Source organism: Paucibacter sp. TC2R-5 (assembly GCF_025717605.1).
Classification (GTDB): domain Bacteria; phylum Pseudomonadota; class Gammaproteobacteria; order Burkholderiales; family Burkholderiaceae_C; genus Paucibacter_A; species Paucibacter_A albus.
The window spans coordinates 96850-113929 of the sequence record NZ_JAJIRQ010000007.1; the positions used below are offsets into that span (position 1 = coordinate 96850).

19 protein-coding genes are annotated in these 17080 nt (G+C 62.2%); 17 read left to right on the forward strand and 2 right to left on the reverse strand.

The features are described from left to right. The first annotated feature begins 211 nt into the window (after nt 1-211). Genes LNV08_RS16735 through LNV08_RS16770 form a run of 8 tightly spaced genes read left to right on the forward strand, consistent with a single transcriptional unit; the run spans nt 212 to nt 7230 of the window. The gene (locus tag LNV08_RS16735; RefSeq protein ID WP_263535063.1) at nt 212-1561 is read left to right on the forward strand and encodes an NAD(P)/FAD-dependent oxidoreductase; all 1350 of its coding nucleotides are present in this window, start codon (nt 212-214) and stop codon (nt 1559-1561) included. After that, a complete protein-coding gene (locus LNV08_RS16740) occupies nt 1558-2376 on the forward strand; it encodes a DUF1365 domain-containing protein (RefSeq protein WP_263534872.1) in 819 nt (272 codons plus the stop codon). The genes LNV08_RS16735 and LNV08_RS16740 overlap by 4 nt, the downstream gene beginning before the upstream one ends. A gap of 16 nt (nt 2377-2392) precedes the next feature. Beyond that, entirely contained in the window at nt 2393-3613 is a 1221-nt protein-coding gene (locus tag LNV08_RS16745; RefSeq protein ID WP_263534873.1) for a class I SAM-dependent methyltransferase, read from the forward strand. 2 nt (nt 3614-3615) lie between these two features. After that, nucleotides 3616-4185: a chalcone isomerase family protein gene (locus LNV08_RS16750; RefSeq protein ID WP_263534874.1), complete on the forward strand. Its 570-nt coding sequence runs from the start codon at nt 3616-3618 to the stop codon at nt 4183-4185. After that, nucleotides 4175-5452 (forward strand): MFS transporter, encoded by a 1278-nt coding sequence (locus LNV08_RS16755; RefSeq protein ID WP_263534875.1) that lies wholly within the window; start codon nt 4175-4177, stop codon nt 5450-5452. Before LNV08_RS16750 ends, LNV08_RS16755 begins: the two co-directional genes overlap by 11 nt. Beyond that, entirely contained in the window at nt 5449-5994 is a 546-nt protein-coding gene (locus LNV08_RS16760) for a DUF3833 domain-containing protein (RefSeq protein ID WP_263534876.1), read from the forward strand. Before LNV08_RS16755 ends, LNV08_RS16760 begins: the two co-directional genes overlap by 4 nt. 7 nt (nt 5995-6001) lie before the next feature. Further along, complete coding sequence (locus tag LNV08_RS16765; RefSeq protein ID WP_263534877.1) at nt 6002-6787, forward strand: SDR family NAD(P)-dependent oxidoreductase; 786 nt, start codon at nt 6002-6004, stop codon at nt 6785-6787. Then, on the forward strand, nt 6784-7230 hold the full coding sequence (locus tag LNV08_RS16770) for a nuclear transport factor 2 family protein (RefSeq protein WP_263534878.1): 447 nt from the start codon (nt 6784-6786) through the stop codon (nt 7228-7230). The genes LNV08_RS16765 and LNV08_RS16770 overlap by 4 nt, the downstream gene beginning before the upstream one ends. Before the next feature lie 18 nt (nt 7231-7248). Here the strand turns inward: LNV08_RS16770 and corA are convergent, their stop codons facing one another. Further along, nucleotides 7249-8223, reverse strand: a complete 975-nt coding sequence (corA, locus tag LNV08_RS16775) for a magnesium/cobalt transporter CorA (protein ID WP_263534879.1) — start codon at nt 8221-8223, stop codon at nt 7249-7251. Nucleotides 8224-8698: 475 nt separating this feature from the next. On the opposite strand from corA, the gene hpf reads away from it, so the two are divergent. From hpf to hprK, 3 genes are all read left to right on the forward strand, one after another. After that, on the forward strand, nt 8699-9052 hold the full coding sequence (gene hpf / locus LNV08_RS16780; protein WP_263534880.1) for a ribosome hibernation-promoting factor, HPF/YfiA family: 354 nt from the start codon (nt 8699-8701) through the stop codon (nt 9050-9052). Nucleotides 9053-9319: 267 nt separating this feature from the next. Continuing rightward, nucleotides 9320-9790 (forward strand): PTS sugar transporter subunit IIA, encoded by a 471-nt coding sequence (locus tag LNV08_RS16785; protein ID WP_263534881.1) that lies wholly within the window; start codon nt 9320-9322, stop codon nt 9788-9790. Between the two features lie 28 nt (nt 9791-9818). Beyond that, nucleotides 9819-10781, forward strand: a complete 963-nt coding sequence (gene hprK / locus LNV08_RS16790) for an HPr(Ser) kinase/phosphatase (protein WP_263534882.1) — start codon at nt 9819-9821, stop codon at nt 10779-10781. A gap of 100 nt (nt 10782-10881) precedes the next feature. Here the strand turns inward: hprK and fur are convergent, their stop codons facing one another. Next, complete coding sequence (gene fur / locus LNV08_RS16795) at nt 10882-11310, reverse strand: ferric iron uptake transcriptional regulator (RefSeq protein ID WP_263534883.1); 429 nt, start codon at nt 11308-11310, stop codon at nt 10882-10884. 104 nt (nt 11311-11414) lie between these two features. On the opposite strand from fur, the gene LNV08_RS16800 reads away from it, so the two are divergent. From LNV08_RS16800 to lptE, 6 genes are read left to right on the forward strand one after another with little or no spacing between them, the layout of a single operon-like run. Beyond that, nucleotides 11415-11978: an outer membrane protein assembly factor BamE gene (locus tag LNV08_RS16800; protein ID WP_263534884.1), complete on the forward strand. Its 564-nt coding sequence runs from the start codon at nt 11415-11417 to the stop codon at nt 11976-11978. Further along, entirely contained in the window at nt 11975-12781 is an 807-nt protein-coding gene (dapB, locus tag LNV08_RS16805; RefSeq protein WP_263534885.1) for a 4-hydroxy-tetrahydrodipicolinate reductase, read from the forward strand. Before LNV08_RS16800 ends, dapB begins: the two co-directional genes overlap by 4 nt. Before the next feature lie 5 nt (nt 12782-12786). Continuing rightward, nucleotides 12787-13443, forward strand: a complete 657-nt coding sequence (locus LNV08_RS16810) for a MotA/TolQ/ExbB proton channel family protein (RefSeq protein WP_263534886.1) — start codon at nt 12787-12789, stop codon at nt 13441-13443. 5 nt (nt 13444-13448) lie between these two features. Further along, on the forward strand, nt 13449-13865 hold the full coding sequence (locus tag LNV08_RS16815; protein ID WP_263534887.1) for an ExbD/TolR family protein: 417 nt from the start codon (nt 13449-13451) through the stop codon (nt 13863-13865). A 55-nt stretch (nt 13866-13920) separates the two neighbouring features. After that, nucleotides 13921-16578, forward strand: a complete 2658-nt coding sequence (leuS, locus tag LNV08_RS16820) for a leucine--tRNA ligase (RefSeq protein WP_263534888.1) — start codon at nt 13921-13923, stop codon at nt 16576-16578. A gap of 8 nt (nt 16579-16586) precedes the next feature. Next, the gene (gene lptE, locus LNV08_RS16825) at nt 16587-17075 is read left to right on the forward strand and encodes an LPS assembly lipoprotein LptE (RefSeq protein WP_263534889.1); all 489 of its coding nucleotides are present in this window, start codon (nt 16587-16589) and stop codon (nt 17073-17075) included. Nucleotides 17076-17080 lie beyond the last annotated feature (5 nt).

The window sequence follows — 17080 nt, forward strand, 5'->3', positions numbered from 1 at the left end:
CCTCAGTGGAGCAGAAATCTCGCAGCCGTTTTCCTCCTCCTCCCTCCCTCCCTCGTTGGCTGCGAGGCGCTTTGCGACTACTTTTATTCCAGGGGCTTGCGCCGCTAGCGCAAGCCCCTTTTCGTTGCCCAAGTCCGGGGCGAATGCTTTACGCGAAACCCTGCCCACCGGCGCCGGCCATGCGCAAGGCTTGCTGCCTTTTTTGAGCCAGCTGTGCACGCAGCCTGTCCAAGCACCCGGAAGTAGCTCAAAACGTCGTGTCGCCGTGATCGGCTCTGGCATTGCCGGCTTATCGGCGGCCTGGGCCCTGAGTACGCAGGCGACCGTCAGCCTCTTTGAGGCCAATGACTATTTCGGCGGCCACACACATACCGTCGATATCGAACTGGAAGGCCAGCGCCACGGCGTTGACACCGGCTTCCTGGTCTTCAACGAGCGCACTTATCCGCTGCTGATCGAGCTGTTCAAGCAATTGGGCGTTGACGTCGCCGCCAGCGAGATGTCGTTCTCGGTACAAGTGCCGGATCAGCAATTGGAGTGGAGCGGCAGCAATCTGAACGGCGTGTTTGCTCAGCGCGCCAACCTGCTGCGGCCGGCCTTTTGGGGCATGTTGACCGACCTGCTGCGCTTTAACCGCCTGTGCACCGAGTTGGCCGAGCAAGGTCGCGAAGCCGCACTGGCCCAGCCCATCGGCGACTTCCTGCAACAGCATGGCTTCAGCCAAGCCTTCAGGAATTGGTATTTGCTGCCCATGGTCGCCTGCATCTGGTCTTGCCCGACCCAGCAAATGCTGGAGTTTCCGATCTCGACCTTGATACGCTTTTGCCATAACCACGGCTTGTTGCAGGTCGCTAACCGGCCGCAGTGGTACACCGTGCGCGGCGGTGCCAAGCACTATGTGGAAAAGCTGCTGAGCCGGATCGCCGATGCCCGCCTGTCCTGCCCGGTGCAGCAGGTGCGGCGGCTGGCGCAAGGCGGGGTGGAGATCCACAGCGCTCGCGGTGTCGAAGTCTTCGACGAGGTGGTAATGGCCGGCCATAGCGACCAGGCGCTGCGAATGCTGGCCGAGCCGAGCAAGGCCGAGCAGCAAGTGCTGGGCGCCATTCCCTACCACCGCAACCGCGCGGTCCTGCATACCGACGCGCAGCTGATGCCAAGCCGTCAGCGCGCCTGGGCGGCCTGGAACTATGAGCATGGCGGCCAACAAAGCGGCAGCGAGCAGCGTGCGGTATGCCTGCATTACTGGCTGAACCGCCTGCAGCCGCTGCCTTGGAAGCAGGCGGTGATGGTGTCGCTCAACCCCGTGCGCGAGCCGGCGCCGGCTCAGGTCCTGGCCGAATTTGATTACGCCCACCCGGTCTTTGATCGCCCGGCCGTTGCCGCGCAAGCGCGCCTCCCCTTGATTCAGGGCGAGGGCCATGTCTGGTATTGCGGCGCCTGGACACGCTACGGCTTTCACGAAGACGGTCTGCTCTCCGGCCTGAGCGTGGCCAAGCAATTGCTGGAGCGCTGGACTCAGCAGGCGCCCCAACAGCCCGCCGGCCCGGCGAGCACCGCATGAAACCCGCCGTAGGCCAGCCCAGCGGCAGCGCCGCCTGGCCCGAGCAAGCACTGATTGGGCGCGGCCAGGTACGCCATCGGCGTTTGCAGCCGGCCCAGCATGGTTTCAGCTACCGCAGCTATTTTTTGATGCTGCCGCTGCGTGCGCTGCGGCGTTCGCCCTGCCCGGCGCTGCACCGCAATGCCCGCTTCGCGGCGCTGCGCTGGTTGAGCTTTGCCGATGCCGATCACGGCGACGGCGGCCCCGATTGCCTGGCCTGGCTGGATGCCCTGCTGCAGCGTGAAGGCGTGCATGACGCCGACGGCGAGGTGTGGCTGCACTGTTACCCGCGCGTGCTCGGCCACACCTTCAAGCCGGTCAGTTTTTGGTACTGCCAGCGCGCCAACGGCGAGTTGGCGGCCATCGTCGTCGAGGTCAACAACACTTTCGGCGAGCGTCACTGCTATTTGCTGCAAGGCCCCGAGTTGGCCCTCGGGCGCGAGATGCAAGCGAGCAAGGTCTTCCATGTCTCGCCGTTTTGCCGGGTTGCCGGCCGTTATCGCTTTCGCTTCATGCACAGCAGCGGCCCCGGCGGGCTGCGCACCATTGCCCGCGTGGACCATGAAGACGACAACGGCGAGTTGCTCTTGCAGACCAGCGTCAGCGGCCAGCTGCAGCCCTTGAGCGAAGCCAGCGCTCGCGCGGCATTCTTCGCCGTGCCGGCGCTGAGCTTGCTGGTGCTGGCACGCATCCATTGGCAGGCCTTGCGGCTATGGATCAAGCGCGTGCCTTTCTTCTCGAAACCTCTCCCTCCCGAATCCCTGTTGACTCGCTGACGAGCCCATACCCCGTATGAACTCCACCACCCTCAAACACCGCCTCGCCCTGCCCGACGACGCGCCCGCGGCCGCCCGCACCGTGTTCGGCCTGCTCACGCATCTGCGCCACGGCAGCCTGGATGTGCAAATGCCGGACGGCGCGACCGCCCACTTTGGTGACGCCCATGGCCCGCGCGCGGCTTTTCGCATTCTCGACTGGGCCGTTTGCTCAGCCAGCCTGCGCTCGGGCGATATCGGCTTCGCTGAAAGCTATGTGGCCGGCCACTGGAACACGCCCGATCTGCGCGCCTTGCTGGAGCTGTTCATCCGCAACCGGGCCAGCCTGGACCAGGCGATCTTCGGTTCCTGGTGGGGTGCGGCCCTGCACCGGGTTCGGCACCTGTTCAAGCGCAATAGCCGCGCCGGCAGCCGCAAGAACATCCATGCCCATTACGACATCGGCAATGATTTCTACAAGCTCTGGCTGGACCCGAGCATGAACTACTCCAGCGCCTGGTTCGAGGCCGGTGCCCAGCAATCCTTGAGCGAAGCGCAAACGGCCAAGATGCAGCGCGCCCTGCGCGAATGCGGCGTCCAAGCGGGCGACCGGGTGCTGGAAATCGGCTGTGGCTGGGGTGCGGTGGCCGAGACCGCCACGCGCGACTTTGGCGCAGTGCTGACCGGCGTCACCCTGTCCAGCGAGCAACTGGCCTGGGCCCAGCGTCGCATGGAGGAAGCGGGGCTGAGCGCCAAAGCCGACCTGCGCTTGCAGGACTACCGCGACATCGCCGACCCGGCTTTCGATGCGGTGATTTCGATTGAGATGTTCGAAGCCGTCGGTCAGGAATACTGGGATGGCTATTTCAAGACCGTGCACGCCAAGCTCAAGTCTGGCGGGCGCGCCTGCATCCAGACCATCACCATTCGCGATGACTTGTTTGATCGCTACAGCCGCTCAAGCGACTTCATCCAGCAATACATCTTCCCCGGCGGCATGTTGCCCAGCCCGAGCAAGTTCCGCGCCCATGCTGCTAAAGCCGGCCTGCGGGTCGTCAATGAACTCGCCTTTGGGCAAGACTACGCGCGCACCTTGCAGCTTTGGCGTGACGCCTTTTTACGCCATGAAGGTGCCGTGCGCGAGCAGGGATTTGATACCCGCTTCCTGCGCCTGTGGGAGTTCTACCTGGCCTATTGCGAAGCCGCTTTTGCGGCCGGCAATACCGATGTGATGCAGTTCACTTTGGTGAGGGACTAGCCGTGCAACGCCGCCGCGTATGCCAACTCGGGGCCGCTGCCATAACGTCGACTTTACTGACACCCCAGTTAAGTCTGGCGGGCCCCGGCGAAGCGGCGTCGGCGGCGCCTCCGGAGCTGGCGAACTTGCGCCAGCTGGCGCAGGCGCAGATGCGCTTCTTCGGCCTGCTGATTTACGACATCCGGCTGTGGGCCAAGGACGCGGTCGACGCGCAAAACTGGCCGCAGCAGGTTTTGGCCCTGGAGCTGGAATACGCCCGCAGCTTGAGCGGTACCGAGATCGCCAAACGCTCACTGACCGAGATGCGCCGCCAGTCCGAGATCGGCAGCGAACAAGCCCAGCGCTGGTTGGCCGAGATGGAGGCTGCATTCCCCGACGTCAAAGCGGGCGACCGCATCAGCGGCCTCAACGAACCCGGCGCTGGCATCAATTTCTTCGTCAACGGCCGCCTGCAGCGCAGCATCAAAGACCCGGTCTTCAGCCGCCTGTTCATGGGCATCTGGCTGGCCCCGCAAACCTCCGAGCCCAAGCTGCGCAAGCAGTTACTGGGTAGCGCAGCCGGTGGCGCCTAAGCTGGCGCTTGACCCGACGCTGAGCCCGGCGGCCGGCGCGCGCTATGGCGCACTTGGCTTCGCGCTGGCCTTTGTGGCCTTGCCGCTCTACATCACCCTGCCCGCCCATTACGCCCAGGAGTTCGGCATGCCGCTGGCCCTGCTGGGCGCGCTGCTGCTGGGCGCGCGCTTGGCCGACGCCTTGATCGACCCCTGGATCGGGCGCTTGTGTGACCGCTGGCTGATTCAGCACGCGAGCCGCGTCCTGCCCTTGATGGCGGGCGCCGCAGCGCTCTTGTTGCTGGGCTTTTTTGGCCTGTTCTTTCCGCCCTGGCGTGGGCAGACCGCCTTGCTGCTTTGGTGCGGCACTTTTCTGATGCTCACTTATCTTGGCTATAGCTTGCTGAGCGTGATGCACCAAGCCTGGGGCGCGCGCTTGGGCGGCTCGGCCGGCCAGCAAACGCGGCTGGTCGCCTGGCGTGAGGGCTTTGCGCTCGCGGGCGTGATCAGCGCCAGCTTGCTGCCGGGCTTGATCGGCCTGCCGGCAACGGCTGCAGCCCTGGGCGCGGCCCTGCTGCTGGGCCTGTTGTTGCTGCGCCTGGCCCCGCGTGCGCCGGCTTTACGGCTTGAAGCCAGTGTTGCAGCCGTTCCAGTCTGGGAGTCGGCAGCGTTCAAGCGGCTGCTGGCGGTGTTTTTGCTCAACGGCATCGCGGCCGCGATACCGGCCAGCCTCTTGCTGTTTTTCGTCCGAGACCGCTTGCAGACGCCGCAATGGGAAAGCGCCTTTCTGGGCCTGTACTTCATTGCGGCGGCGCTGTCTTTGCCGATGTGGCTGCGCATGGTAGCCCGCATAGGCCAAGCGCGCAGCTGGGGCTTGGCCATGCTATTGGCCGTGGCGGCTTTTGCCTGGGCCGCCACCCTGGGTGCCGGCGATAGCATGGCCTTTGCCTTGATCTGCGTGGCCAGCGGCTTCGCTGTCGGCGCCGACCTGGCCATTCCTGGCGCCATGCTGGCCCGCGTGGTGCACGCGGCGGGCTATGGCGGGCGGGCCGAGGGCGCTTTCTTTGGCTGGTGGAATGCGGCCACCAAGCTCAACCTGGCCTTGGCTGCCGGCTTGAGCCTGCCGCTGCTGCAGGCGCTGGACTACGCGCCCGGCCGGCGCGACGCAGATGCTTTGCGCGCACTCACGCTCGCCTATTGCCTGTTGCCCTGTGTATTGAAACTGCTGGCCGCCGGCCTGCTGTACTTGTTCTGGATACGCCCCAAAGGCGCCGAGGAGTTGATGTGAAGCTGCTGTTCAAATTTTTCTGGGCTCTCAAATTCGGCGCTTTGGCGCTCTTGTTGAGCGCCTGCGCCGCTCCGCCCAACCCGGCCGATTACGCGCAGGAAACGCCCAAGCTGGAACTGCGCAATTATTTGAACGGTCCCTTGCTGGCCCACGGTATGTTCACCGACCGCAGCGGCCATGTGAAGCGGCGCTTCACCGTCAAGCTCAAGGGAAGCTGGGAAGGCGATACCGGCGTGCTGGAAGAAGACTTCGAATACAGCGACGGCGCCAAGGAGCGACGCGTCTGGACCATCAAGGACCTGGGCGACGGGCGCTACAGCGGCACAGCCGGCGATGTGGTCGGCACGGCCACCGGCGTGGCCGCTGGCAACGCCCTGCGCTGGAGTTACACGCTCAAATTGCCGGTGGACGGCAAGGTCTACGAGGTCGATTTTGACGATTGGATGTACCTGATCGACGACAAGGTGATGCTCAACAAGGCGCGCATGAGCAAGTTCGGCTTCGAGCTGGGCCAAGTGACGCTGTCCTTCCAGAAGCTCTGAGCTTGCGATGTCGCTGAACCCTAAAATCACCCATTGGCAGGGTCGCATCGTCTGGCTGGTCGGCGCCTCCAGCGGTATCGGTCAAGCCTTGGCGAACAGCCTGCATCAGGCCGGCGCGCGCGTGATCGTGTCGGCCCGCCAGGCCGATCTGCTGCACCAGTTCGCGGCAAATCATCCCGGCAGCCTGAGCCTGCCCCTTGATGTCTTGGATGAGCAGGCGCTGAAGGCTGCGGCCAAGTCGGTGGTGCGTAGCCACGGCCGTATCGATCTGACGGTCTATTGCGCCGGCTATTACCAGGCGATGAGCGCGCAACGTTTCTCGCTGGTCGAGGCCAAGCGGCATATCGAAGTCAACTATGTCGGCGCTCTCAATCTGCTCGACGCCCTGCTGCCGCAACTGCTTTTGCAAGCCCATCAAGGCTGCGGCGGACATATCAGCCTCATCTCCAGTGTGGCGGGCTTCCGTGGACTGCCCAAGTCACTGGCATATGGCCCCTCGAAAGCGGCGCTGAGCCATTTGGCCGAGGCGCTTTACCTGGATTTATCCTCGGAAGGCATCGGTGTGTCGGTCATACACCCGGGCTTTGTCGAAACCCCGTTGACCGCGCAGAACGACTTCAAGATGCCCGCCCTAATCAGCGCAGAAGTCGCGGCCGCCGCCATCATCAAGGGTTGGGGCCAGGGCAAATTCGAGATCCACTTCCCCAAAAGATTCACCTTATGGCTCAAGGCCCTGCGCCTGTTGGGTCATGGGGCTTACTTTGCAGTGATCAGAAAATTCATTCAACCATGAACCCTCACGCCGAAGCTCCCCCGGATCCGCGCGCCGCGGCCGCGATCCGCTTTTTTGAACAACTCAGCGCGGACGATGTGCAGTGGATGGGCCGGCACTACACCGAGCAGGCCTTCTTCAAAGACCCCTTCAACGAAGTCCGCGACCTGATCGGTGTGCAGCGCATCTTTGCCCATATGTTTGAAGCCTTGGACGCGCCGCGATTCGAGGTGCTCGACTGCCTGGTTCAAAACCAGCAATGCTTTCTGACCTGGGACTTCAGTTTCAGGCTCAAGGGCCAAACGCAGCAGCGCCATATTCACGGCAGCAGCCACCTGCGCTTTGCCGCCGACGGTCGCATCGCCTACCACCGCGACTATTGGGACGCGGCCGAAGAGTTCTACGAGAAGCTGCCGCTGCTGGGCAGTGTGCTGCGCTTGATCAAACGCCGACTAAAGGTCTGATCACCGGCGGCTGCAGAATCAGCGCAACCACCCCTTGCGGCGGAAGTAAATGAAGGGGGCCGCGACCGAGGCCGCCATCAAACCCAGCGCAAAGGGATAGCCCCAGGCATAGTCCAGTTCGGGCATGAACTTGAAATTCATGCCGTAGATGCTGGCAATCAGCGTTGGCGGCAGCAGCGCGACGCTGGCCACCGAGAAGATCTTGATGATCTTGTTCTGGTTGATATTGATGAAACCGACGGTCGCGTCCATCAAGAAGTTGATCTTGTCGAACAAGAAGGCGGTGTGCGAGTCGAGCGAGTCAATGTCGCGCAGAATCTGCCTAGATTCCTCGAACTGCTCGGCATTGAGCATGCGGCTGCGCATCATGAAACTCAAGGCGCGCCGCGTATCCATCACGTTACGGCGGATGCGCCCGTTCAAGTCTTCCTCGCGCGCAATCGCCGACAGCACCTCGCCGGCCTCGGCATCATTGACGTCCTTCTTCAACACGCGCGCGCTGACGGTCTCCAGCTTGTCGTAAATGCCTTCCAGGATGTCGGCCGAATATTCGGCGTCGGCGTCATACAGCTTCAGCAGCACATCCTTGGCGTCTTCGATCAAGGCGGGGATGCGCCTTGCGCGCAGGCGCAAGAGGCGAAACACCGGCAAGTCTTCGTTATGGATCGAAAACAGCACGTTGTTGTGCAGGATGAAGGCGACGCGCACATTGCGCGTATTGGCATCGTCATCGATCAAAAAGTCGGACCGGATGTGCAACTCGCCGTTGTCTTCTTCGTAAAAACGCGCCGACTCTTCCAAGTCTTCGTCAACGATGTCTTCCGGGATGATCAGGCCGAAGCGATCCTTGATCCAGCCTTTTTCCTCGGCGCTGGGCAGCTCCAGATCAACCCATACCGGGCGCGATTGCGCCAAATCCTCGGCGGATTCAATTTCTTCTTGGAATAGACCGCCCTTCAGGCGGCCGTTGTCGAGCGTGAAAACATTCAGCATGCAGATCTCCAGCGCCATTGCGCCGCATTGAGTCTGGACGGGCTCGCCGTCCGGGAGTGGATGGGGGGTGGGACCGTCTCACTCCGGACAATCGGCTGATTGCATCAATCTGGGCCGATAGGCGATGGTGTGGACGGTCACCTAGGGTGATCGCTGTCCAAGAAAAGGCTCCGTAGCTGTAATGCCGCAATTATCACCGAGCAGGCGCGACTCCGTGACTCAAACTGCCTGTAAATCAAGCAATTGACCCGCAAAAACTGCGCCCAACACAATCCGGCTCATCTGTCAGCGACAAAGTAGAACGGACTATGAGCACTCCAAAACTCGTAAAGGACTTGTCACGAAAGCTCTTCCGGTGCAAACTGAATTCACCGATCCACTCCCAAAGCCGAATCCAGCGACCCAGCAATAAATCAACTCGTTCTTTGTGTTTTGTTTTTTGTCTTCTCGATTTCCCCTTGTGAAAGGAGGCTTTATGAACCTGACAATCAGTGGCCACCATTTGGAAGTAACACCGTCTCTGCGTGAGTATGTACTTACAAAGCTCGACCGAGTGACCCGCCATTTTGACCAAGTCGTTGACATCAACGTCTTGCTCACCGTGGAGAAGCAAAAGGAAAAGGAACGCCGGCAAAAGGCCGAAGTCACCGTGCACGTGAAGGGACGCGACATCTTCGTTGAACATGCTGCCGAAGATCTCTATGCCGCCATTGATCAATTGATGGACAAGTTGGACCGGCAAGTCTGCCGACACAAGGACAGGCTGCAAAATCATCATCACGCATCCGCCAAACGCCTGGAAACACCCAGCCAGGGCTTGGATTCTTGATTCGATAAGCGAGGGTCAGGCTGAGCCGGCCTGAGCTCTCAAGCAAGGCGACCTGCGGGTCGCCTTTTTGTATTCCGAAAGCAAACAACCCTGTTAGCTTTCTCTATTTACAAAAATTTGTTGCTGTGCAGCAGCGATATGTGCAAATGTTCACCCCTACACGCGCATCAAGCCCCCATGATCTCCCTTGCTTTCTATAATTCAGCGCTTAGATATTGAAGGAGCGCTTCGCCCAAGGTCGCAAGCCTGAATCGACGCTTTGACACCATGAACCGTCTCGCCGCCATCCTCCCGACCAGCAATGTGCTGGTGAATGTGGACGCCTCAAGCAAGAAACGAGTTTTCGAGCAGGCCGGGCTATTGTTCGAAAACCACCATGCGATCTCGCGCGCCTTGGTTGCCGACAATCTGTTTGCTCGCGAACGCTTGGGCTCTACAGGCCTCGGTCACGGCGTCGCTATTCCCCATGGCCGCATCAAAGGTCTGAAAAACCCTCTCGCGGCGGTTCTGCGGATTCAACAAGCGATTGGCTTCGACGCGCCGGACGATGAGCCCGTTGGCCTGTTGATTTTCCTATTGGTGCCCGAGGCCGCAACCCAGCGGCACCTGGAGATACTGTCGGAAATCGCCGAAATGCTGTCGGATCGCGATTTGCGCGAGCGCCTCAAATCCGAGACCGACGCGGCCACCCTGCACGGCCTGATTGCTGCGTGGCAGCCACTCAAGTCGGTCGCCTGATCAAACCAAGACCGAGAATCCACATTCAGTGAAGCCCACCTCCATCAGCGCCGACCGCCTCTTTGAAGAACATCGGGAGTCGCTGCGTTGGGAGTGGATTGCTGGTCACGCGCACCCCGAACGCCGCTTCGACGAAGCCGCCGTGCGCGACGCCCACTCTGCCGCCGATCTGGTCGGTTACCTCAACTACATCCACCCCTACCGCGTGCAGATCGTCGGTCGTCGTGAGGTGGCCTATTTGAGCGAAGCCATCGGCGAGGTGTTGGACCGGCGCATCTCCCGCATCGTCACCCTGGAACCCCCTGTTCTCATCGTGGCCGATGACCAGTCGCCGCCGGACCGCTTGGTGGCCATGTGTGACCGAGCAGAGATACCGATGTTTGTGACGGCCGAGCCGGCCGGCCACGTAATCGACGTGGTGCGCGCCTATCTGGCCCATTTGTTTGCCAACCGCACGACCCGTCACGGCGTCTTCATGGACATTTTGGGCCTCGGCGTGCTGCTGACCGGGGAATCAGGCTTGGGCAAAAGCGAATTGGGGCTGGAGCTTATTTCCCGCGGCCACGGCCTGGTTGCCGACGACGCCGTGGATTTGTTCCGCATCTCGCAGACAGCCATCGAAGGACGCTGCCCGGAGTTGCTGTTGAACCTGCTGGAGGTGCGCGGCATCGGCCTGCTGGACATCAAAGCCATCTTTGGTGAAACCGCGGTGCGCCGCAAGATGCGGCTCAAATTGATCGTGCACCTGGTACGCAAGGAAACCATGGAGCGCGATTTCGAGCGCCTGCCCTACGAGCCGCTGTATGAGGAGGTGATGAGCACGCCCGTCCGCAAGGTCATCATCGCCGTGGACGCGGGGCGCAACTTGGCGGTACTGGTCGAGGCGGCCGTGCGCAACACCGTGCTGCAGTTACGCGGGATCGACACCTACCGCGAGTTCGTTGAGCGCCACCAGCGCGCGATTGAAAAGGGTCAACTCGACGAGAGTTGACCCTTTCGCGGTACTCCGCAAAAAAGGGCCGGAGAGTTAAACCTTTCGCGGTACCCCGCAAAAAGGGTCAGCAGGAACTAGATTGCGGACGTTTTCCAGCCTAGCTATTGCGGTGCGGGCAATCCGTCTTGATGCAGCTGGCATAAAGCGCCAGCGAATGTTCCTGCAAATCAAAGCCGCGGGCCCGTGCAATGGAATGCTGGCGCTCTTCGATTTCGGCATCAAAAAACTCTTCGACCCGCCCACAAGTCAGGCAGACCAAATGGTCGTGATGATTGCCCTGATTGAGCTCGAACACCGATTTGCCGGACTCGAAATGATTGCGTGACAGCAAGCCGGCTTGCTCAAACTGCGTCAGCACGCGGTAAACGGTGGCCAAACCGATGTCGGCATCCTCGGTCAGCAAGGCCTTGTAGACATCCTCCGCGGTCATATGGCGCTGCGTGGTCTTTTGGAAGATTTCCAAAATCTTGATACGCGGCAACGTGGCCTTCAGCCCGCTGTTCTTGATTTCTTCGGTCCGGTTCATGCTTGATGGGGTGGGCGTCGCCCACCGTGGGCCTGCCGCTAGAATGGGCCGATCATAGCCAGCTCCGGCTTTATCCAGCAGCCCCAGCCCCGACAGAATCGCACATGCACCCGAATTCAAGAACCGCCTCGCCAATTCGCCTGGGTCTGCTTGCGCTGACCGCTGCCTTGACCACTTTGCTGACCGCTTGCTCTGGCTTCCCGTCGGTGTCGGGCGACAAGGTTTTCGGCTTGGTACGCCCCTATCGCATGGACATCGTGCAAGGCAATGTGCTGACCAAGGAGCAGGTTGCCAAGGTCAAGCCAGGCATGAGCCGGGCGCAGGTGCGCGACCTGCTGGGCACACCCTTGCTGACCGATGTGTTCCATGAAGACCGCTGGGACTATGTGTTCACGATCCGCCGCCAAGGCATCGAATCCCAGCAGCGCTTGGTCGTCGCCTGGTTTGACGGCGATGTGTTGAAGCAACTCGACCTGCCGCCGGACCTGCCTTCCGAGAACGACTTCGTGACCGCCATCAACACCCGCGAGTTGCGCGGCGACACGCCCAAATTGGCGCTGACCGAAGAAGAGCGCAAAGCCCTGCCCGTACCCGTCAAACCGGCCACGCCTGCCGCAGAAACGATGGGGGCGCAGCGCAGCTTCCCGCCACTGGAGGCCGCGAAATGAGTTTGCGCATCGCCATCGCGGGCTGCTCGGGCCGCATGGGCCGCATGCTGATCGAAGCGGTCGTCAACAGCGCTGATTGCCAACTGCACGGCGCCTTGGATCGCCCCGGCAGCCCAACCCTCGGCCAGGACGCCAGCGGCTTCTTGGGCCACAGCAGCGGCGTGCTGGTGACGGACGATCTGCAAGCCGCGCTGAAGGGCGCCGATGTGTTGATCGACTTCACCCGACCCGAAGGCACGCTGACCCATTTGGCGGTCTGCCGAGAGTTGGGCGTCAAGGCAGTCATCGGCACCACCGGGTTTGACGCAGCTCAGAAGGCCTTGATCGGCGAACACGCACGCCATATCGGCATCATGATGGCGCCCAATATGAGCATTGGCGTCAACGTCGTGCTGCGCCTGCTTGACATGGCGGCCCGCTCGCTCAACGAAGGCTACGACATCGAGATCATCGAAGCGCACCACCGCCACAAGGTCGATGCGCCGAGCGGCACCGCGCTTCAAATGGGCGAGGTGGTCGCCGCTGCGCTGGGCCGCGACCTGAAGGAATGCGCAGTCTACGGCCGCGAAGGCGTCACCGGCGAGCGCGACCCGTCCACGATTGGTTTTGCCACCGTGCGCGGCGGCGATATCGTCGGCGACCACACCGTGCTGTTTGCCGGCACGGGCGAGCGCATCGAGATCAGCCACAAGTCCAGCAGCCGCGTCACTTATGCGCAAGGCAGCTTGCGCGCAGCCCGCTTCTTGGCCACTCACCCGGCCGGGCTGTACGACATGAGCGACGTGCTGGGCTTGCCGAGGTAAATGACATGACGGGATTCAGCGAATTCTGGAGCCAAAGTGACGACGTCGGCCGCGCGGTCGCCTTGCTGCTGCTGTCGATGTCGGTCAGCGCCTGGGTCGTGATTTTTTGGAAGAGCTGGACGCTGCGCCGCACCCGTCAAGGCATGACGCAGGCGGTGCCGGCGTTTTGGGCCGCTGCCGATATTGCTGCCGGCCGGGCGGCGCTACAAGCATTTGATGCCGAGGCGGTTTTGCTGCCGCTGCTGGACGCTGCCACCGAAGCCGCCCCCAGTGGCACGCTGGAAGCCGCGGGCAAGCGCGAATCACGTCTGACCCGCCGGCTGCGCGACGCACTGCACCGGGTGCTGGGGCGCTTGCACTTCGGCCAAGTACTGCTGGCCTCGATCGGCAGCGTGTCGCCCTTTGTGGGCCTGTTTGGCACCGTCTGGGGCATCTACCACGCGCTGGTCAGCATCTCGGCCGGCGGCAACATCACGATCGAGAAGATTTCCGGCCCGGTTGGCGAGGCCTTGATCATGACTGCCGCCGGTTTGGCAGTGGCGATTCCGGCCGTCTTGGCCTACAACATCTTCGGCAAACAGGTCGGCGACTGCGAGGCCGAGTTGGAAGGCTTTGCGCATGATCTGCGCGAGATGTTGGAACAAGACCGCATCGCGGACTAGCAACCATGGCATTCGGCAGGCTAGAGCGCACCGAGCGCCCCAAACCGATGGGCGAGATCAATATGACGCCGCTGATCGACGTCATGTTGGTGCTGCTGGTGATCTTCATGATCGCCGCACCCTTGATGAGCTCCTCGCTGCGACTGGACTTGCCCAAGAGCGAAGCGGCGACGCCGTCCGATGCACCCAAATTCATTGCCGTCTCTTTGGCACCGGATGGCGGCCTCTACCTGGGCGAAGAAAAGCTGTCGGCGCAGAGCTTTCAGCAGCGCATCGGCGAGCTGGGCCGTGCCAACGCTGAACTTGAGGTGCAACTGCGTGCTGACAAACAGGTGCCTTACGGCCAGGTGGCCGAGTTGATCGGCTGGGTGCAAGCTGCGGGTTTGAGCCGCATCGCCTTCGTCACCGAAGCGCCGCAATAAGACCTGAGGCTGCCGTACCCACGGCCAGCCACGGGCCTGCCCCTACAATTTGCGTATGAACGAAAAGTACGCACCTAACGAGATCGAAGCCGCAGCGCGGCAATATTGGAATTCCCGTGACGCTTACCGCGTAACCGAGGATCAAACCAAGCCCAAGTTCTACGCATGCTCGATGCTGCCCTACCCCAGCGGCAAACTGCATATGGGCCATGTGCGCAACTACACGATCAACGACATGCTGGCGCGCCAACTCCGCATGAAGGGCTACAACGTGTTGATGCCTATGGGCTGGGACGCCTTCGGCCTCCCGGCCGAAAACGCCGCGATCAAGAACGCGGTGCCGCCGGCCAAGTGGACCTACGACAACATCGCCTACATGAAGTCGCAGATGCAATCGATGGGCCTGGCCATCGACTGGTCGCGCGAAATCGCCACCTGCTCGCCCGAATACTACAAATGGAACCAATGGCTGTTCCTGAAGATGCTAGCTGCCGGCATCGCCGAGCGCCGCACGCAAGTCGTCAACTGGGATCCGATCGATCAGACCGTGCTCGCCAATGAGCAGGTGATCGACGGCAAGGGCTGGCGCTCCGGCGCCACGGTTGAAAAGCGCGAGATCCCCGGCTACTACCTGAACATCGTCAACTACGCCGAAGAGTTGCTCGGCGCTGTCGCAGACCCTGCGCACAAGAGCTATCTGAGCGGCTGGCCCGAGCGCGTGCGCCTGATGCAGGAAAACTGGATCGGCAAGAGCGAGGGCGTGCGTTTCGCCTTCCCGCACCAGATCAAGGGCGCCGACGGCTCGCTGATCCAGGACGGACGCCTGTATGTCTTCACGACCCGTGCCGACACCATCATGGGCGTGACCTTCTGCGCCGTGGCGCCCGAGCATCCGCTGGCCACGCATGCGGCCGCCGGCAATGCTGAGTTGAGCGCCTTCATCGCTGAGTGCAAGAGCGGCGGCACCACCGAAGCCGAACTCGCCACGCAAGAGAAGAAGGGCAAGCCCACCGGTCTGTTCGTCACACACCCACTGACCGGCGCACAAGTCGAAGTCTGGATTGGCAACTATGTGCTGATCGGCTATGGCGACGGCGCCGTGATGGGCGTGCCGGCGCATGACGAGCGTGACTTCGAGTTCGCACAGAAGTACGGCCTGGCTATCAAGCAAGTCGTCGGGGTCGAGGGCGAGAGCTACGACTTGGCCAAATGGGCTGACTGGTACGGCGACAAGCAACGCGCCGTCTGCATCAACTCCGGCGAGCTGGACGGCCTGACGCACAAGGCAGCTGTCGCCAAGGTCGCCGAGTTGGTCGGCGCCAAGGGTCTGGGCGAGCTGAAGACCACCTGGCGCCTGCGCGACTGGGGCATCAGCCGCCAGCGCTACTGGGGCACGCCGATTCCCATCATCCATTGCGCCGACTGCGGCGCGGTGCCGGTGCCGGAGAAAGATTTGCCGGTCGTCTTGCCGGAGGAATGCATCCCCGATGGCAGCGGCAACCCGCTCAAGAAGCATGCCGGTTTTCTGAACGTCGCCTGCCCGCAATGCGGCAAGCCGGCTCAGCGCGAAACCGACACGATGGACACCTTCGTCGATTCGTCCTGGTATTTCATGCGTTATTGCGACGCACAGAACAAGGACGCCATGGTCGGCGCTGGCACTGATTACTGGATGGGCGGCGCCGGCAATGGCAGCCCCGGCATGGACCAGTACATCGGCGGCATCGAGCACGCGATTTTGCACTTGCTCTACGCGCGCTTCTGGACCAAGGTGATGCGCGATCTGGGTCTGGTCAAGATCGACGAGCCCTTCACCAAGCTGCTGACGCAAGGCATGGTGCTCAAGGGCGCCTTCTCGCGCAAGCCGGCCGACGCGGGCAAGAACTTTTACTGGGAAGACGAGGTCGAGGTCGAGCTCAACGCGCATGGCCAGATCATCGGCGGCAAGCTCAAAGCCGATGGTCTGCCGCTCGAGTATGAGCTGACGACGATGTCCAAGTCCAAGAACAATGGCGTCGACCCGCAGGCCTTGATCGACCAATACGGCGCCGACACCGCCCGCCTGTTCGTGATGTTCGCCGCCCCGCCCGAGCAGACGCTGGAGTGGAACGATGCCGGCGTCGAAGGCGCGCACCGCTTCCTCAAGCGGGTCTGGGCCTTTGGCGCCAAGCAAGAAGCGGCAATCAAGGCCGGCGGCCGCGACTATGCTGCGCTCAACGGCGACGGCAAGGCGCTGCGACGCGAGGTTCATCTGGTGCTCAAGCAGGTCAGCTATGACTACGAGCGCATGCAGTACAACACCGTCGTGTCGGGCGCGATGAAGTTGCTCAACGCCTTGGAAGGCTTCAAGTCGCAAGGCCAAGACGCGGCCGTGCGCGAAGGCTTCTCGGTGCTCTTGCGCCTGCTCTACCCGGCCTGCCCGCATATCGCGCACACCTTGTGGCAAGACTTGGGCTTTGCCGACGGCCTGGGCGATCTGCTCGACACCGCCTGGCCGGCAGTCGACGAGGCTGCGTTGGTGCAAGACGAGATCGAGCTGATGCTGCAGGTCAACGGCAAGCTGCGCGGCGCGATCCGCGTGCCGGCTGCGGCCGACAAGGCGGCGATCGAAGCGGCGGCGCTGGCGAATGAGGACTTCATCAAGTTCTCCGAGGGCAAGCCGGCCAAGAAGGTCATCGTCGTACCGGGCCGTTTGGTCAATCTGGTCGTCTGAAGCAGCTCATGCAGCGTCGACGTCTTCTGATGGCTTTGGGCATTAGCCTGACGGGCTGCGGCTTTGCGCCGCGGCGCGAGCCCGAACTGCTGTTCCAGAGCCTGGCGATCAGCGGCATCAAGCCCGATTCGCCGATGGCGGCCGAGCTGCGCCGCCAGCTCTCGCGCACCTCGGTGGTGGTGGTGGAAGACGCCAACAAGGCGCAGCTGGTGCTGGTGGTGCTGAAGGATGTGCGCGAACGCTCGGCGGTGGTGTCCACGACCGCTGGCCAAGTGCGCGAGTGGCAGTTGCGCCTGAACTTCGACTTCATGCTGCGCACGCCCAATGAAGAGTTGCTGCTGCCGCGCACCGAGCTGCGCATGGTGCGCGAAATGAACTTCCGCGAAACCGACGCCTTGGGCAAGGAGCAGGAAGAAGCCCAGCTCTACCGCGCCATGCAGTCCGACGCGGTTGCGCAGGTGATGCGGCGCTTGGGCGCCGTGCGCTTGCCTAGCTGAGGCCC

Bases quoted from the DNA above. Each gene is read 5' to 3' on its own strand.
- LNV08_RS16740 (WP_263534872.1), top strand. From the start codon at position 1,558: ATGAAACCCGCCGTAGGCCAGCCCAGCGGCAGCGCCGCCTGGCCCGAG.
- LNV08_RS16745 (WP_263534873.1), top strand. From the start codon at position 2,393: ATGAACTCCACCACCCTCAAACACCGCCTCGCCCTGCCCGACGACGCG.
- LNV08_RS16765 (WP_263534877.1), top strand. From the start codon at position 6,002: ATGTCGCTGAACCCTAAAATCACCCATTGGCAGGGTCGCATCGTCTGG.
- LNV08_RS16770 (WP_263534878.1), top strand. From the start codon at position 6,784: ATGAACCCTCACGCCGAAGCTCCCCCGGATCCGCGCGCCGCGGCCGCG.
- corA (WP_263534879.1), bottom strand. From the start codon at position 8,223: ATGCTGAATGTTTTCACGCTCGACAACGGCCGCCTGAAGGGCGGTCTA.
- hpf (WP_263534880.1), top strand. From the start codon at position 8,699: ATGAACCTGACAATCAGTGGCCACCATTTGGAAGTAACACCGTCTCTG.
- LNV08_RS16785 (WP_263534881.1), top strand. From the start codon at position 9,320: ATGAACCGTCTCGCCGCCATCCTCCCGACCAGCAATGTGCTGGTGAAT.
- fur (WP_263534883.1), bottom strand. From the start codon at position 11,310: ATGAACCGGACCGAAGAAATCAAGAACAGCGGGCTGAAGGCCACGTTG.
- LNV08_RS16800 (WP_263534884.1), top strand. From the start codon at position 11,415: ATGCACCCGAATTCAAGAACCGCCTCGCCAATTCGCCTGGGTCTGCTT.
- dapB (WP_263534885.1), top strand. From the start codon at position 11,975: ATGAGTTTGCGCATCGCCATCGCGGGCTGCTCGGGCCGCATGGGCCGC.
- LNV08_RS16810 (WP_263534886.1), top strand. From the start codon at position 12,787: ATGACGGGATTCAGCGAATTCTGGAGCCAAAGTGACGACGTCGGCCGC.
- LNV08_RS16815 (WP_263534887.1), top strand. From the start codon at position 13,449: ATGGCATTCGGCAGGCTAGAGCGCACCGAGCGCCCCAAACCGATGGGC.
- leuS (WP_263534888.1), top strand. From the start codon at position 13,921: ATGAACGAAAAGTACGCACCTAACGAGATCGAAGCCGCAGCGCGGCAA.
- lptE (WP_263534889.1), top strand. From the start codon at position 16,587: ATGCAGCGTCGACGTCTTCTGATGGCTTTGGGCATTAGCCTGACGGGC.